The following is a 14,607-nucleotide window of genomic DNA, read 5'->3' as shown; positions in this document are numbered from 1 at the left end:
AAATTAAAACCAAATGAATAATGGTCCTATTTAGCAACCAAATAAATAGGGAGGATATTTCATGGCCCACAAGTCTGCCTGTCTCGTGATTGGCGCCGGGGATGACACCGGCGCCGCGATTGGCCGGGCCTTTGCGCGTGAGGGCATGACCGCCTGCCTCGTGCGGCGGCCTCGCCATGCCGATGCGCTGGAAGCGCTGGCGGCGAGCATCCGCGATGACGGGCATGAAGCGGTGGCCATGCCCACGGATGCGCGCGACGAGGAGGCGATGATTGCGCTGGTCGAGCGGATCGAGGCGGATGTCGCGTCGATCGACGTGGCCGTGTTCAATATCGGCGCGAATGTGCGCTTCCCGATCACCGAGACGACGGCGCGCGTGTATCACAAGGTGTGGGAGATGGCGTGTTTCTCGGGCTTCCTGATGGGACGCGAAGTCGCGAAGAAGATGCTGACCCGCGGGCATGGAACGATCATCTTCACAGGCGCGACGGCCAGCACGCGCGGGCGCGAGCATCTCGCCGCATTTGCGGGGGCAAAGGCGGCGCTGCGGGCGCTGGCGCAATCCATGGCGCGCGAGCTGGGCCCGAAGAACATCCATGTGGCGCACACGATCATCGATGGCGCCATCGATTCCAATTTCATCCGCGAGAATGTGCCGAATGTCGACGCCTTGCGCGAGGAGGACGCTGTTCTGAACCCGGATCATATCGCGCAGAATTACGTCATGCTGCACAAGCAGCCGCGCACGGCCTGGACGCACGAGCTGGACCTGCGGCCCTGGAAAGAAACCTGGTAGGAGGAAACCCCATGAGCAAGAGTATCGACTTCATTTTCGACTTCGGCAGCCCGAATGCCTATCTCGCGCACATGGCCCTGCCCGGCCTCGTGGCGCGCACCGGGGCCAGCGTGAACTACATTCCGTGCTTGCTGGGCGGCATCTTCAAGGCGACCGGCAACCAGTCGCCTGTGATGGCCTTCGGCAATGTGAAGGGCAAGCTCGCCTATGACAATCTGGAGATGATGCGCTTCGTAAAAAAGCACGGCCTGTCGAAATTCAGAATGAACCCGCATTTCCCGGTCAACACGCTGGTGCTGATGCGCGGCGCGGTGGCGGCCGAGATGCGCGGTGAGCTGGCTGCCTATATCGAGGCAGGCCTGAAGGCCATGTGGGAAGACGGATTGAAGATGGACGACCCGGCCGTCTATGTGGAAGCCATGAATGCGGCGGGCCTTGACGGCGCCGCGCTTCTGGAAGCGACGCAGGACCCGGACGTGAAAGCGAAACTCGTCGCCAATACCGAAGCCGCCGTCGCCCGCGGGACCTTCGGTATACCGACTTTCTTTGTTGGCGACGAAATGTTCTTTGGCAAGGACCGGTTGGGTCAGGTTGAGGAAGAGGTCGCGCGATAGGTGTGGGCGCCGCGCTAGCCCGCGCCTCACCATGCGGAGCGGTGTGTATCCACTGACCCAGCTTTGGAACAAGTCGCTGACGGGTTCGTTGGTGTGGCTCAGTAATTCAATCTCTGACCCACGCGCATCCAAACACATCGGTGCCCGTGTTCATTGAACACAAGGCGACTCTCCTATGAAAATTCTCATGATCCTGACATCCCACGACAAGCTGGGCGATACCGGCGACAAGACCGGCTTCTGGCTGGAGGAGTTTGCTGCGCCCTACTATGTGTTCAAGGATGCAGGCGCCGACATAACCCTCGCCTCGCCCAAAGGCGGCCAGCCCCCGCTTGATCCAAAGAGTAATACAGACGACGCGCAGACCGAGGCAACCAAACGCTTCAAGGGCGACAGCGACGCGCAAAAGGCGTTGGCCAATACTGAAGTGCTTAACACCGTTTCCGCTGATGGCTTTGATGCGATCTTCTATCCAGGCGGCCACGGACCGCTCTGGGATCTGGCGAACGATGCCGACAGCATCTCGCTGATCGAGACCTTTGCCTCCAGCGGTCGGCCCATCGGCGCTGTTTGCCACGCACCTGCCGTGTTCAAGTATCCAAAGGGGAAGGACGGCAAGCCGTTCGTGCTGGGCAAGACCGTAACCGGCTTTACCAACACTGAAGAGAAAGGCGTCGGCCTCACCGATGTTGTGCCCTTCCTCGTTGAAGACATGCTGAAAGAGAATGGCGGACACTACAGGAAGGGCGACGACTGGGCCTCCTTCGTGGTGACGGATGGCAAGCTGGTCACCGGGCAAAACCCGGCCTCATCGGCGGAGGCCGCCGAAAAGCTGCTGGCATTGCTCAGCTAATCGCGCCCTGCGCGCACCCCTTCTCTAGAATACCAGGACATTTTATCATGACACAGATTACCACGACCAATCCCGCGACGGATGAAACCCTTACGCACTATGACGTAATGAGCGCCGAGGATTCCTTCAGGATAGTTGAAGCGTCACATGCCGCCTTCACCGACTGGAAGACGACAAGCCATAGCGAGCGGGCAAAGAAACTGCGCGATATCGCGGCGCGACTGCGCGACAATGCCGACAAGTTTGCCAACCTGATGACGATGGAAATGGGCAAGCTGCTACGTGACGGCAAGATGGAAGTTGAGCTGTGCGCCCGCATCTTCGAATACACAGCCGAGAATGGTCCATCCGAGCTTGCCGATGAAGAGCGCAAGCATACAGGCGGCAAGAAACGCGGCATCGTCACCTACTCACCAATAGGCGTGATCTACAGCATCCAGCCCTGGAACTTTCCGCTCTACCAGCCAGTGCGTGTGCTCGCTGCAAACTTGATGGCAGGCAATGGCGTCATCCTGAAGCACGCCAGCATATGCACCGGTAGCGGCCTGCTGCTGCGCGACGTGTGCATTGAGGCGGGCCTTCCCAAGGGCCTTTTCGACGTGCTGGTGATCGACCATGACACATCGGACAAGATTATCGAACACAAGCTGGTGCGCGCTGTGACCATGACGGGCAGCGACGGCGCCGGACAGCACATCGGCCAGCTCGCCGCGAAGAATCTGAAGAAAACCGTGCTCGAGCTTGGCTCGAATGACGCCTATCTCGTGCTCGACGACGCGGACATTTCGCTCGCCGTGAAAACGTGCGTGCAGGGGCGCCTGTTCAACAATGGCGAGACCTGCGTATCGGCCAAGCGCTTTATCGTGACCGAGGCGAATTACGATGCCTTCGTTTCCGCTTTTGTCGACGCGATGAAAAACGTGAAGATGGGCGATCCGATGAAGGACGATACCCAGCTCGGCCCCGTCTCCAGCAAGGACCAGTTCGATACGCTGTGCGAACAGGTTTCGAAAAGCGTCGACGGCGGCGCGGACCTGCTCTGCGGCGGCAAGCCGCCCGAGGGCAAAGGCCAGTATTACCCGCCGACCGTGCTCGCCAATTGCAAGCCGGGCACGCCCGCCTATGACGATGAATTGTTCGGCCCCGTGGCCTCAATCATCAGGGCCAAGGATGACAAGGACGCGATGCGCATCGCCAATGACAGCCGCTATGGCCTCGGCGGCGGCATCTTTACGAAGGACGAGGAGAAGGCGATTGCGCTCGCCCGCGACCACTTCGATACCGGCATGGTCCGCATCAACTCCTTCGGCACGGCCGATCCGAACATGCCCTTCGGCGGCGTGAAGGATTCCGGCTATGGCCGCGAACATGGCGGCTTCGGCATGAAGGAATTCGTCAACGCGAAGGCGATCTATCTTCCATAAAACTGAAATACTCTCACACGCGGCTAATCTCGGCCGCGTGTGTTGCCTTTTGGGCAAAACATCCACCCCCTTCCTATTCCGCCCCGCACACGCTATCTGGCGCGGATGGCTCAACCTCCCCTGATTTCATTGTCCGATGTGCGTCTGTCGCTTGGCGCGAAGCCCCTGTTCGAGGGGGTGACGCTTAGCCTGTCCAAGGGCGAGCGGGCGGCGCTGGTGGGGCGCAACGGGGCGGGCAAGTCCACGCTGATGCGCATCATCTCGGAGCAGCTGGAGGCCGATAGCGGCCAGGTGTGGCGCCAGCCGGGCACGACCTATGCCACCGTTGTGCAGGAGCCGCGCTTTGACGGCTATGACACGGTGCTGGCCTATGTCAGCGACGGGCTGGAATATGACTATATGGCCGAGGCCGAGCTGATGGAATTCGGCGTCGATGGCAGCACGGACCCGAAAACGCTTTCGGGCGGGCAGCAGCGGCGCGTGGCGCTGGCGAAAGCCTTTGCGGCCGAGCCAGACGTCATCCTGCTGGACGAGCCGACCAACCACCTCGACGTGCCGATGATCGAGTACCTCGAAGGGCGCCTGAAGGCGTTCAACGGCGTTGTTCTGGTCGTGAGCCACGACCGGCGCTTCCTTGAGAATATCTCGACCAATACGCTGTGGCTGCGCCAGGGCGTCGTGCTGAAATCGCCCGATGGCTATGTGAAGTTCGACGAATGGGCCGAGGCCATCGAAGTGGAGGAAGAACGCCAGCTGAAGCGCGTGACCACGCAGCTGAAGGCCGAGCAGCACTGGCTGGCGCGCGGCGTGACCGGGCGCCGCAAGCGCAACCAGGGCCGCCTCGCCAAGCTGCACGACATGCGCGCCCAGCATGGCGCCATGCGCGCGGCGCTGAACGATCGCAAGAACACGGCCGAGTTCAGCGCGGGCGTCGGCGACTCGATGAGCAAGAAGGTGATTGAGGTCAAAGACCTGTCGAAGACGTTCGACACGCCGAACGGGCCGCTGGTAATTGCCGATGGCCTGTCGATCAAGATCCTGCGCGGCGACCGGATCGGCATAATCGGCCCGAACGGCGCGGGCAAGACGACGCTCGTGCGCCTGTTGCTCGGCGAGATCGAACCAGACGCGGGCATCGTGCGCCACGCCAAGACGCTGGACGTGACGTATCTGGACCAGACGCGCGACACGCTGAACCCGAAGGACACGATCTGGGAGGCACTGGCGCCATCCGGCGGAGACTCTCTGATGGTGCAGGGCCAGCAGCGCCACATTGCGGCCTATGCGAAGGACTTCCTGTTCAAGACCGAACAGTTGCGCCAGCCTGTTGGCGCGCTTTCGGGCGGGGAACGCAACCGGCTGGCGCTGGCGATTGGCCTTGCGAAGCCATCCACCCTTCTCGTGATGGATGAACCGACCAACGACCTCGACCTGCAGACGCTGGACCTCTTGGAAGACATGCTGCTGGCCTATGAAGGAACGCTGCTGCTGGTGAGCCACGACCGGGCCTTCCTCGACTCGACGGTGACGAGCTGCCTCTGCCCGCTCGGCGCAGGCAAATGGGTGCAGACTGCCGGCGGCTGGACCGACGCGCAGGACCAGCTGGCGCAGGTGCGCCGTTCTGGCGAGGATGAAGCGCGTTCCGCCAAGGCCAGGCCAGCCGAGGCACCGAAACCCAAGCCGCAAAACAAGCTGTCGTTCAAGGACGAGCACCGCCAGAAGGAAATCGACGCGCTGATCCCCAAACTGCATGCGGAGATTGCGAAACTGGAGAAGGAACTGGCTGACCCGGACCTCTATTCCCGTGATCCGAAAGCCTTCAACGCCAAATCCGAGCGTATCGGCGCGGCGCGCAGCGAGGCCGAAGCCGCCGAGATGGAATGGCTGGAGATCGAGGAAAAGCGCGAGGCGCTGACCAACTGAGCGTAAAAGCTTCCTTAACCGGCGAAGCCTAGCCTAAAGGGCTTGAGACTGGGGAGCGAAACCGATGCGCCATATCAAACTGCTTGCACTGGCCGCCTGCCTTGTAGCGCCCGCCTTTGCCGAAGCGCCAATGTCGCTGAAAGCCGAGGCTGTAGCCGCCCCTACCCCCGTGGGATACGAGCAAGGCTTTTACCGCTTTGGCGCAACCTATAGCGTGATGCCATCAGAAGATGCGCTCAGCTGCCAGAGTGCCTGCGCCGACAATGACATGTGCAAGGCCTGGAGCTTTGTCGAGACCGTGGGCGAGACGCCTGCACGCTGCGAGCTGAAACGCGGCGGCGGACGGCTGGAGCGCAATCCGGCGGCCACATCCGGCTTCTCACCAACGCATGAAGCCTTCTTCTCGCCCGTACTGGAAACGCCCGTGGACGAACTGATGGGCGATGACAGCGCGTCGACCGATGACCATTTGCGGGCCATCATTGTCGAGCGCGAAAAGGTCGTCGACTAGAGCGAACGCTCTTTGGTAGCGGTAAAGCGGATCGATGGGTTCTTTTCCTGCGCGTAGCCGACATCCCATGCATTCTTCGCCAGATAGACCGGGGCGCCATCAAGGTCCGTACCCGACGCTGACTTGTTCCGATCAAGGAATTCTTCCAGCTTGGCCGGATCATCGCAGGCCATCCAGCGGGCGACGTTATAGGGCGCCATTTCAAACACGACCTCGAGGCCGTATTCAGCCGCGACCCGCTCGATCATGACTTCGAACTGAAGCTGGCCGACGGCGCCTACGATCATGTCGGAGCCGATGGCAGGCTTGAAGAGCTGTGTGACGCCTTCCTCGGCGAGGCTTTCGAGAGCCTTGCGCAGATGTTTCGCCTTCATCGGGTCCTTCACGCGTGCACGGCGCAGCAGTTCGGGCGCAAAGTTCGGAATGCCCGCGAACTGGATCTCGCCGCTTTCCGAGAGGCTGTCGCCAACGCGCAGCTGGCCATGGTTGGGCACGCCGATCACGTCGCCCGCATAGGCCGTTTCGGCGATCTCGCGGTCCTGCGCCAGGAACATCAGCGGATTGTGAATGTTCAGCTGCTTGCCTGTCGCGCTCTTCAGGCGCATGCCGCGCTTGAACTCCCCGGAACAGAGACGAAGGAAGGCCACGCGGTCGCGGTGGTTCGGATCCATGTTCGCCTGGATCTTGAAGACAAAGCCGGAGACATCACTGTCAGATGGCTGAACGCTTATCACCTGGCCCTTGCGCTCGGCCTTCTGTACGCGCGGCGCCGGCGCGAAGTCGCGCAATGTGTTCAGGAGTTCGGCCACGCCGAAATGGCGCAGGGCCGAGCCGAACACGACGGGCGTCATGTTGCCGGCCTTGAAGGCCTCTTCATCGAATTTGGGCAGCAGGCCCGTGACCATCTCGACGCCTTCGACAAGCTCCGCATAGACATGGTCATCCAGCTTGCCGATGAGGTCTTCGTCGCTGCCCGGAATGCGCGTGGCGGGACCAATATGCGGCGGCTCGCCGGGGCGGCGGTCGAACTGGCAGAACTCGCCGGTGGTGAGATCCTTCATACCGGCAAAGCGCTGGCCCGAGGCGGCGGGCCAATAGAGCGGCGCGGTATCGAGCTGGAGCTTGTCCTGCACTTCGTCGAGCAGTTCGATCGGCTCAAGCGCCTCACGGTCCATCTTGTTGATGAAGGTGATGATCGGAATGTCACGCATGCGGCAGACTTCGAAAAGTTTCAATGTCTGCGGCTCGATACCCTTCGCGGCGTCGAGCACCATGACGGCGCAGTCGGCTGCTGTCAGCGTGCGGTAGGTGTCTTCGGAAAAGTCTTCGTGGCCCGGCGTGTCGAGCAGGTTGAAGACGAGATCGCTGTATTCAAACGTCATTACCGAGGCCGAAACCGAGATGCCCCGGTCGCGTTCGATCTTCATCCAGTCAGACCGTGTCCGCCGCTGCGCACCGCGTGCGGCAACCTCGCCCGCCGCACGGATGGCACCGCCTGCGAGCAGCAGGTTCTCGGTCAGCGTCGTCTTGCCGGCATCGGGGTGCGAGATGATGGCAAAGGTGCGCCGGCGGGCGGCTTCGGCGATATGGGACATGGTATTTCCGGACAATTCTGTTTCAGCCGCCAGCCACTAGCCGATTTGCCTGAAGGAATGAAGGGGCTGAAGGCGGCTTTGCGCCCAGCGATTGCGTTGTATAAATCGGACGGGGGACAAACCGTCATGAACAAGGGGACGCTTTTCATGCTCAATCCACGTATATTTCTCGCCAGCTGCGCTGCTGCAGCCCTGCTTGTGTCTGCCTGCAGCAAGAGCAAGGCGGCGGACGCCGATGCGCCACAAACACTGGCCACGGACGCTGCCTTGCCTGCCAAGACAGCCGATGCAGCGCCCACTACGACTGCAGAACTGGCCACGATGGACAGCGAAAGTGGCGCCGAGCCCATCGCGGTGAGCCTTGAGGCCCCCACCAGGTCGGAAGACGCGGTGGTGGAAACGCCCAAGGGCCCCATGAAAGTCATGGTGGTGATGGATTCTTCGGGCTCCATGTGGGGCCAGATCGACGGCAAGTCGAAGCGCGACATTGCCCGCGAGGCCGTGCGAACCATGGTGGCCAGCAATCCGGACATCGGATCGGCGGGGCTGATTGCTTATGGCCACCGCCGCAAGGGCGACTGCAAGGACATCGAGCTGCTGCGCAGCCCCGGCGCCACGACGCCCCTGCCCGATGTGGTCGACAAGCTTGTGCCGATGGGCAAGACGCCTCTGACGGCAGCCGTCGAGACGGCGGCGAATGCCATGAAGATCGAGGAGACGCGGGCGACCGTGATCCTCGTCACCGACGGCATCGAGACGTGTGACGCAGACCCCTGCGCAGCGGGCGCGTCGCTGGAGGCGCGCGGCCTCGACTTTACCGCCCATGTGATCGGCTTTGGCCTCAGCGCCGATGAAGGCCGGCAAGTCGCCTGCCTCGCCGAACAGACGGGCGGCAAATATATTGAAGCATCGAACGCGGGCGAACTGGCAGACGCGCTGAGCACGGTCGCCGAGGCGGTCGAATCCGGCCCGCCGGAAGCGGCGACCGCGACGGCCACGATCACCGGCCCTGAAACGGTCGAGATCGGCTCCCTGTTTGAAGTGTCATGGGACGGCCCCGGCGCTGACGAAGACTATATTGACCTTGTTCCGCCCGGCTACACCAAGACCCATGGCGAGCTGTCCTATGGCTACACAGAGGACGGCAACCCAGTCTCCATGCGCGCGCCGGGCACGCCCGGTGATTATGAGCTGCGCTATGTGTGGAACGCGCCGCAGGGGCGCACCGTGATCGCGAACACCAGTATCAAAGTGGTCGAAGCGGCTGTCGCGATTGTGGCCCAACCTTCCATCGGCATCGGCCAGAATCTCTCGGTCAAATGGCGCGGCCCCAACAATGATGGCGACTATGTCGACCTCGTACCCGAAGGTTACACGAAGACGAGCGGGGAGAAGTCCTATGCCTATACCAAGGATGGCGAGACGCTGAAGCTGCGTGCCCCCGGCACACCGGGCGCGTATGAGTTGCGCTACGTCGCCAAGGCCAGCGATGGGCGCAAAGTGCTGAAGACCGTACCCCTTGAGGTGATGGACGCGCGGATCGAGCTGGCCTTCAACCCGTCCGTGACACTCGGCAAGTCACTGGTGGTCGACTGGACCGGGCCGGGCACGGATGGCGACTATGTCGACATTGTTCCGCGCGGCTACAAGCAGACAAGCGGCGAGAAGTCCTACGCCTATGTATCTGACGGCAATCCGGTCGAGCTGAAACTGCCGGGCGAGCCGGGCGATTATGACGTGCGCTATGTGCTGCAATCGGCCGACGGGCGCACAGTGCTGAAGGCCGTGCCGCTGACTCTCAGCGATATTCCCTTTGGGGTGAAGCCTGCCAAGGCAAGTGCGGTCGTGGGCGAAACCTTCGCGGTCGAATGGACCGGCCCAGCCAATGATGGCGACTATGTCGACATCGTGCCGCGCGGCTACAAACTGACGAGCGGGGAGAAGTCCTACACCTATGTGAAGGCGGACAATCCACTGAATATCCGGGCCCCGGGCGAGCCAGGCGCATATGATGTGCGCTATATTTTCACGTCATCGACAGGACGCGCCATCAAGGCCGTCGCGCCGCTGACGCTGACGGCCGCGAAAGCCACGCTGGACGCGCCGGCGAGTGTCGACAAGGGGACGAGCTTTGATGTCGCCTGGACAGGCCCTGCCTATGACGGGGACTATGTTGATCTCGTGCCCGAGGGCTACAAAAACACAAGCGGAGAGCTCTCCTATGGCTACACAACAGGTGGCCCGACGCTGACGCTGAAGGCACCGGACAAGGCGGGGGCATATTCGCTGCGTTACGTGCTGCAGGCGCAAGGCGGGCGCTCGGTCGTGGTCACCAGGCCTATTTCGGTGAAGTAGGCGCCTCAGGCCGCCAGCGGCCAGATCTCGGCAATATTGGGCGGCGTACCTTCCTGTTCGGTACGCTGCTTCAATGCCCTGAGGATGGCTTCCGGCAGGATGGTCAGGCGGGGCTCGCTGACCGTTGAGTCAAACACCGGGAACAAGGCCGCGTTGGCGCCGGTCTTCGCGATGATCAGTGAGCCGAGATCCTGGATCAGGATTTCGTCCATCGGCATACGCTCGCGCACATGGTCGGCAACGACGCGTGTGACGAATTCCAGTGCCTCGCGGGCCCGCATGCTGTGCGGGTCGCCGCAGCCGAGGCTTTTCCAGCGTTTGGACAGGTGAATCTCCGGGATATCTATCTCGGCGATCGTATCGTTGAGTAGAAACAACATGGTCTGCGCGCCCCCGGCAGTGGATTTGAGCCGAGGCTGCCTTCGTCGGGTTAACAGCGGGTTTACCTGAACGGCCTTGCCGCAAAATCAGGGCGGAAGGGGCAAAACTAGTCTTCAATATCCTCTGTGAGGAAATGACGACCCTCACGGTCCTCGATCTCGACCACCCAAAGGTCGCTGTCGCGCGACCGGGCGCGTTTGATATAGGCGTCCACACTGGCCTCATCCGGGCCGACGCCCTGGGCCAAAAGGTTGCGGAAGACGCGCTCGCCTTCAAGGTTTGTGCTGGGCGTGTAGGCGGCGGCGGTGCCATCGAGGCGGGAGACCTTGATCAGCGTGTCGCCGCGCTCGGCATCACCCTTCTGCACGACGAAGGCAGACGAGCCCGCTACTTCCACTGTGCGGATCAGGGCTTCGACCCAGAGTTTGGACGGCAGACGGACCATGAACGGACCTTTGCGTGAATTGCAGCGGCCCGCAAGCGGCGACGCCCAGCCTATTGGGCGGCATCCTCGAGCGGTGCGATATCGGCCGGGTCAGCCAGCGGCAGTGTCACCTCGGCGCGCGTGCCCTTGCCGGGCCGCGAGGTGAGGTTGAGCAGGCCGCCATGCAGCTCGGCAAAGCTGCGCACCACGGCGAGACCGAGACCTGTCCCCGCGCGACCGCGCGCATTGCCACCCTGGGCAAATGGCTCTGTGACCTTCTTGAGGTCATCTTCAGTCATTCCGGCGCCCCGGTCGATGACGCTGATCACCGCCGCGCCGCCCGCCTCAAAGGCATCGAGCGTCACGGTGCCGCCGCGCTCAGAATACTTGATCGCGTTGGAGACCAGGTTCTGCCAGATCTGACGCACGGCCCGGGCATCGGCTTCCGCCCAGACTTCCGCGTCAGCCTTCATCTTCAGCTTCACGCCGGCGCGCTCGGCCTGATTGTCGAGCTGGCGGATGATCGACTGGGCAGAGGCCACAAGGTCGACCGGTTCCGGCTCAAGACGCTGGCGATCGGCATTGGCCTTGGCGAGATCGAGAATATCGTCGACCAGCAGGAGGAGGTCCTGCCCACTTTCGTGGATGATGTCCGGATAGTCCTTGTAGGCATCCGGCAGGGGACCGCGAATCTGCGCGCGCATCATGTCGGCATAGCCTAGGATGGCGTTCAGCGGCGTTTTCAGGTCATGCCCGAGCGAGGCGAAGAAGGCCGTGCGGTCCTGAAGTTTGCTCGCGGCCGTTTCGAGGGCACGGGAGGCTTCTTCACTCTGCCGCTGGGCGGCGCTGATATCATGCAGGAGCAGGTGCGTGCCGCCATCATGGGCCTCTGCCGTATAGGCGGCGAGGCGGCCATCGGCCAGCATGATCTCGCCCTGCGCGAGCCCGCTTTCGGGACGCAGAGCGGCCACATCAGCGTCAGGGCCAAACAGGCTGCTCAGCGCTGCGCCTGTCTTCAGGGATGAGAGGCCCAGCCGATCGCCCGAGAGACTGCGCACGCGGCCCTCAGGAGCGATGTCGAGCAGCAGGAGGCCCGATGCTGTGGGAAAGACCGGCAGCGGCGCAGGCGGCGTTTCCACCGCGGCCTCAGCCACGGGCTCTGCCAGCACGGCTGCGCCATTCGCATAGCGGTCCCGCACAAGAACCCAGACCAGCAGCCCCGCGAGGGCGAGCCCGGCAAAGGCAATCGCAACGGTCAGCGGCAGGTGCTCGGCCAGCGCCGGCGGCAGGAGACCGAAGCGGCCCATGATGAGGACGGCGAAATAGGCGATGACGCCGAAGATGGCGGCCTCGGCTGCCATGTCGGTGTCTGAAAGGTTGAGCGCGACGAGCGGGGCCAGCGCGAACAATATGGTTAAGGGAGAGGACGGTCCGCCCGTCAGCGCAACGCCAAGCACAGCGACGAGCGTCCAGCAGATGACGAGGAGCGGCGGCGCAAAGCTGGACGCGTCCCGGCCCGGCCGGAGGAAGACAAGGCCCACGCAGGCTGGCAGAATCGCAATCACGCAACCGATTAGCAGCGGAATGATTCCCACGCCGCGCAGCACCGCAATCAGTGCCGCAGCCGCAATCAGCGCCAGCCAGGTAACATTAACCAAGTTTAATCGGCGATGCGTCATGCGGGGGGACTCGTTAACATCCCATAGAGATTCATTAGGCATTCTGAAGCTGGTTCCCATCCCTTGCTGTATTTGTAATGCTTTCGACAGGCAAGGTGAGGTTCCCCCGGTGGGGAAGATGGGGCAAGACTATCGCGTATCGCGTGAGGGAGAGTTGAGACCATGAAAACCATCAGAATGATCGGGGCGGCATTTGTCGGATTGGGACTGGCAGCAGGCGCAAGTGCGCAGGGTACCGATCCGATTTCGGATACAGCTGCAGTATATGCCACGTACCAGTCGGACGTCACAGACGTGAAAGACAAACCACTGTCTTCCGCTGGGGACATCGACCATGCCCTCACTTCGCTGGGCGGCCACAATCCCGACCAGCTGTCAAAAGGCTGGATCGCGTATTCCGCGCTGATCGCTTCGCAAAACCCGGAATATCGAGCTGCCGTGCACGACATCGAAAGCTTCTACGGACGGGACGCACTGGAAAGCGGCATGCGTAACGACGTGCGATATGCCCGCACACTCAGCGGCGGCGACAATGCCGTCAGCTCGGCCCTGACAGCCACGGAAGCGGACAGCCGACGCCTCAACAGCGCAGCCGCCTATGTCAAGGAACAGGCCTATTCGCTTCAGGCCTCCGGCTGGGCCAAGGCAAAGATCGGTAATTCCGGCGCCAAGGCACGCGGCCTCGATTTGAGCCAGTCGGCCGGCATTCCAGCCAAGCTTGGCCTCGTTACAGCCATGAACGCTACGGATTTTGATTCGGTCCTCGTTCAGGCCGGCAGCACGGGCGCCCCTTCGCTGTGGGACAACGTGTCGGGCGCCGCCAGCGCCATTAAGTTTCCGGCCGCTGTCACATCGGGCCTCACCGGCAACCGCAAGCGCGTGAAGTTCGGCAAGGAACCTGTGGCCGACCAGATCGCCACGCTCGCTGCCTATCGCGTGCTGGGTGCCAGCACCGAGAAGAACTCAACCCAGATCAACTCGGCCATGGCAGAGCGCGAGACCAAGGGCTGCCTCAACATGGCAAACCTTAACCTGCAGCAATGCGTTGCCGCCGCGAACCAGCAATATGAAGTGCCGTTCTGCATCGGCGAGCATGCCCTGTCGGATGTCGGTAAGTGCATCGGCGGCGTCTACCAGTAGACCAAACCGCCCCTTGAAAAGACCAGACCCCCGGTGGCCATTACGGCGCCGGGGGTTTTCTTTTGCCGCGCGATGCCCCATCTCCGGCACATGAGTATTGAATCGGCTGCCGCAGAGATACGTGAAGAGTTTTCCTGGCTGGAAGACTGGGAGGCGCGGTATGCCCACATCATCGATCTGGGCAAGGCGAACCCGCCGCTGGCACCCGGCGAAAAATCAGACGAGACAATTGTGCGGGGCTGCGCCTCACAGGTCTGGATGGTGACGCATATGGAAGACGGCCGGCTGATCGTGCGGGCCGAATCCGATGCGATGATCGTCTCCGGCCTGATTGCGCTTCTGATCCGGCTCTATTCCGGCGCGACACCGGCTGAGGCCGAGGCCTTCGATGCCAAGGCCCTGCTCGACGAAATCGGCGTGTCGGGCGCGCTGACCGCCCAGCGCTCCAACGGCCTTGCCTCCATGCTGGAGCGTATCCGTAACGATGCCCATGCGGCCCTCACCGCCTGAGCGAATTGGAACAGGCCAGTCGCGGCGCAATGCCCAGCAGCACAACACTCGACAGGCCCAGCGACAGCTGATCGAGCCAGTTATCGAAGTCCGCATCATCGCGTTTGTCTTCCACGAGGTGGCAGGCGTAGGCGACCGTTGAACGGTCACGGTCAAAGGCACGCGCCACCCGGGCGAGGCTCATGCCCAGCGCCACATGTGTGAGATACATCGCGATGTGTCGGGCGCGGGCCTCTATCGGCCTGCCGCGTTCTGGCGACAGCACGGCCTCAAGCTTCAGGCCCAGCGCATAGGCCGTCAGTGCCGCCGCCAGATAGGCGCGGTCCTCGTCTTTCTGGGGATCGAATTTCGCCATCACTGTCTCCTTCTGGTTGGCAGGCAGAAGACTACCCGGCCCCGGAA

The 14,607-nt window shown here is 62.3% G+C and carries 14 protein-coding genes; 9 read left to right on the top strand and 5 right to left on the bottom strand.

The genetic code is table 11. The annotated features are described in order from the left end of the window. Positions 1-61: 61 nt before the first annotated feature. From HY30_RS08240 to HY30_RS08215, 6 genes are all read left to right on the top strand, one after another. Positions 62-796: an SDR family oxidoreductase gene (locus tag HY30_RS08240; protein ID WP_034738917.1), complete on the top strand. Its 735-nt coding sequence runs from the start codon at positions 62-64 to the stop codon at positions 794-796. Positions 797-807: 11 nt separating this feature from the next. Further along, a complete protein-coding gene (locus HY30_RS08235) occupies positions 808-1,410 on the top strand; it encodes a 2-hydroxychromene-2-carboxylate isomerase (protein ID WP_034738915.1) in 603 nt (200 codons plus the stop codon). A 175-nt stretch (positions 1,411-1,585) separates the two neighbouring features. After that, on the top strand, positions 1,586-2,263 hold the full coding sequence (locus HY30_RS08230) for a type 1 glutamine amidotransferase domain-containing protein (protein ID WP_034738913.1): 678 nt from the start codon (positions 1,586-1,588) through the stop codon (positions 2,261-2,263). Positions 2,264-2,310: 47 nt separating this feature from the next. Next, positions 2,311-3,687 carry an NAD-dependent succinate-semialdehyde dehydrogenase gene (locus HY30_RS08225; RefSeq protein ID WP_034738911.1) on the top strand — a complete coding sequence of 459 codons (1,377 nt, stop codon included), beginning with the start codon at positions 2,311-2,313 and terminating at the stop codon, positions 3,685-3,687. Between the two features lie 96 nt (positions 3,688-3,783). Next, complete coding sequence (locus tag HY30_RS08220; protein ID WP_034739157.1) at positions 3,784-5,610, top strand: ABC-F family ATP-binding cassette domain-containing protein; 1,827 nt, start codon at positions 3,784-3,786, stop codon at positions 5,608-5,610. Between the two features lie 64 nt (positions 5,611-5,674). After that, positions 5,675-6,121 carry a PAN domain-containing protein gene (locus HY30_RS08215; RefSeq protein ID WP_034738909.1) on the top strand — a complete coding sequence of 149 codons (447 nt, stop codon included), beginning with the start codon at positions 5,675-5,677 and terminating at the stop codon, positions 6,119-6,121. Here the strand turns inward: HY30_RS08215 and HY30_RS19980 are convergent. After that, positions 6,118-7,716, bottom strand: a complete 1,599-nt coding sequence (locus HY30_RS19980; protein ID WP_034738907.1) for a peptide chain release factor 3 — start codon at positions 7,714-7,716, stop codon at positions 6,118-6,120. The two genes, HY30_RS08215 and HY30_RS19980, sit on opposite strands and share 4 nt — an antisense overlap. 147 nt (positions 7,717-7,863) lie before the next feature. Between HY30_RS19980 and HY30_RS19675 the strand changes: the two genes are divergently transcribed. Continuing rightward, positions 7,864-10,071, top strand: coding sequence for a vWA domain-containing protein (locus HY30_RS19675; RefSeq protein ID WP_162176912.1), 2,208 nt, complete (start codon positions 7,864-7,866; stop codon positions 10,069-10,071). A gap of 5 nt (positions 10,072-10,076) precedes the next feature. Here HY30_RS19675 and HY30_RS08200 read toward each other — a convergent pair whose 3' ends face one another. The 3 genes from HY30_RS08200 to HY30_RS08190 form a co-directional block, all read right to left on the bottom strand. Next, positions 10,077-10,451 (bottom strand): hypothetical protein, encoded by a 375-nt coding sequence (locus HY30_RS08200; protein WP_034738904.1) that lies wholly within the window; start codon positions 10,449-10,451, stop codon positions 10,077-10,079. A gap of 107 nt (positions 10,452-10,558) precedes the next feature. Beyond that, positions 10,559-10,897 carry a DUF1491 family protein gene (locus HY30_RS08195; RefSeq protein WP_034738901.1) on the bottom strand — a complete coding sequence of 113 codons (339 nt, stop codon included), beginning with the start codon at positions 10,895-10,897 and terminating at the stop codon, positions 10,559-10,561. Between the two features lie 50 nt (positions 10,898-10,947). Then, the gene (locus HY30_RS08190) at positions 10,948-12,534 is read right to left on the bottom strand and encodes a sensor histidine kinase (protein ID WP_034738898.1); all 1,587 of its coding nucleotides are present in this window, start codon (positions 12,532-12,534) and stop codon (positions 10,948-10,950) included. Between the two features lie 183 nt (positions 12,535-12,717). Between HY30_RS08190 and HY30_RS08185 the strand changes: the two genes are divergently transcribed. Together HY30_RS08185 and HY30_RS08180 are read left to right on the top strand one after the other, a co-directional pair. Next, positions 12,718-13,695: a hypothetical protein gene (locus HY30_RS08185; RefSeq protein WP_155839278.1), complete on the top strand. Its 978-nt coding sequence runs from the start codon at positions 12,718-12,720 to the stop codon at positions 13,693-13,695. Between the two features lie 90 nt (positions 13,696-13,785). After that, positions 13,786-14,205: a SufE family protein gene (locus tag HY30_RS08180; RefSeq protein WP_034739151.1), complete on the top strand. Its 420-nt coding sequence runs from the start codon at positions 13,786-13,788 to the stop codon at positions 14,203-14,205. On the opposite strand, the gene HY30_RS08175 is transcribed toward HY30_RS08180, so the two are convergent. Then, positions 14,195-14,560, bottom strand: coding sequence for a helix-turn-helix domain-containing protein (locus HY30_RS08175; RefSeq protein ID WP_081812124.1), 366 nt, complete (start codon positions 14,558-14,560; stop codon positions 14,195-14,197). The genes HY30_RS08180 and HY30_RS08175 overlap by 11 nt on opposite strands. Between the last annotated feature and the right edge of the window lie 47 nt (positions 14,561-14,607).

Source organism: Hyphomonas chukchiensis (assembly GCF_000682695.1).
GTDB classification, from domain to species: domain Bacteria; phylum Pseudomonadota; class Alphaproteobacteria; order Caulobacterales; family Hyphomonadaceae; genus Hyphomonas; species Hyphomonas chukchiensis.
The sequence above is the reverse complement of the archived record's forward strand: the minus strand, read 5'-3'. Positions and strand labels throughout refer to the sequence as shown.

Excerpts from the sequence above, each read along its gene's own strand:
- HY30_RS19675 (WP_162176912.1), top strand. The coding sequence starts at position 7,864 with ATGCTCAATCCACGTATATTTCTCGCCAGCTGCGCTGCTGCAGCCCTG.
- HY30_RS08195 (WP_034738901.1), bottom strand. The coding sequence starts at position 10,897 with ATGGTCCGTCTGCCGTCCAAACTCTGGGTCGAAGCCCTGATCCGCACA.
- HY30_RS19980 (WP_034738907.1), bottom strand. The coding sequence starts at position 7,716 with ATGTCCCATATCGCCGAAGCCGCCCGCCGGCGCACCTTTGCCATCATC.
- HY30_RS08215 (WP_034738909.1), top strand. The coding sequence starts at position 5,675 with ATGCGCCATATCAAACTGCTTGCACTGGCCGCCTGCCTTGTAGCGCCC.
- HY30_RS08200 (WP_034738904.1), bottom strand. The coding sequence starts at position 10,451 with ATGTTGTTTCTACTCAACGATACGATCGCCGAGATAGATATCCCGGAG.
- HY30_RS08225 (WP_034738911.1), top strand. The coding sequence starts at position 2,311 with ATGACACAGATTACCACGACCAATCCCGCGACGGATGAAACCCTTACG.
- HY30_RS08180 (WP_034739151.1), top strand. The coding sequence starts at position 13,786 with ATGAGTATTGAATCGGCTGCCGCAGAGATACGTGAAGAGTTTTCCTGG.
- HY30_RS08175 (WP_081812124.1), bottom strand. The coding sequence starts at position 14,560 with ATGGCGAAATTCGATCCCCAGAAAGACGAGGACCGCGCCTATCTGGCG.
- HY30_RS08235 (WP_034738915.1), top strand. The coding sequence starts at position 808 with ATGAGCAAGAGTATCGACTTCATTTTCGACTTCGGCAGCCCGAATGCC.
- HY30_RS08185 (WP_155839278.1), top strand. The coding sequence starts at position 12,718 with ATGAAAACCATCAGAATGATCGGGGCGGCATTTGTCGGATTGGGACTG.
- HY30_RS08230 (WP_034738913.1), top strand. The coding sequence starts at position 1,586 with ATGAAAATTCTCATGATCCTGACATCCCACGACAAGCTGGGCGATACC.
- HY30_RS08240 (WP_034738917.1), top strand. The coding sequence starts at position 62 with ATGGCCCACAAGTCTGCCTGTCTCGTGATTGGCGCCGGGGATGACACC.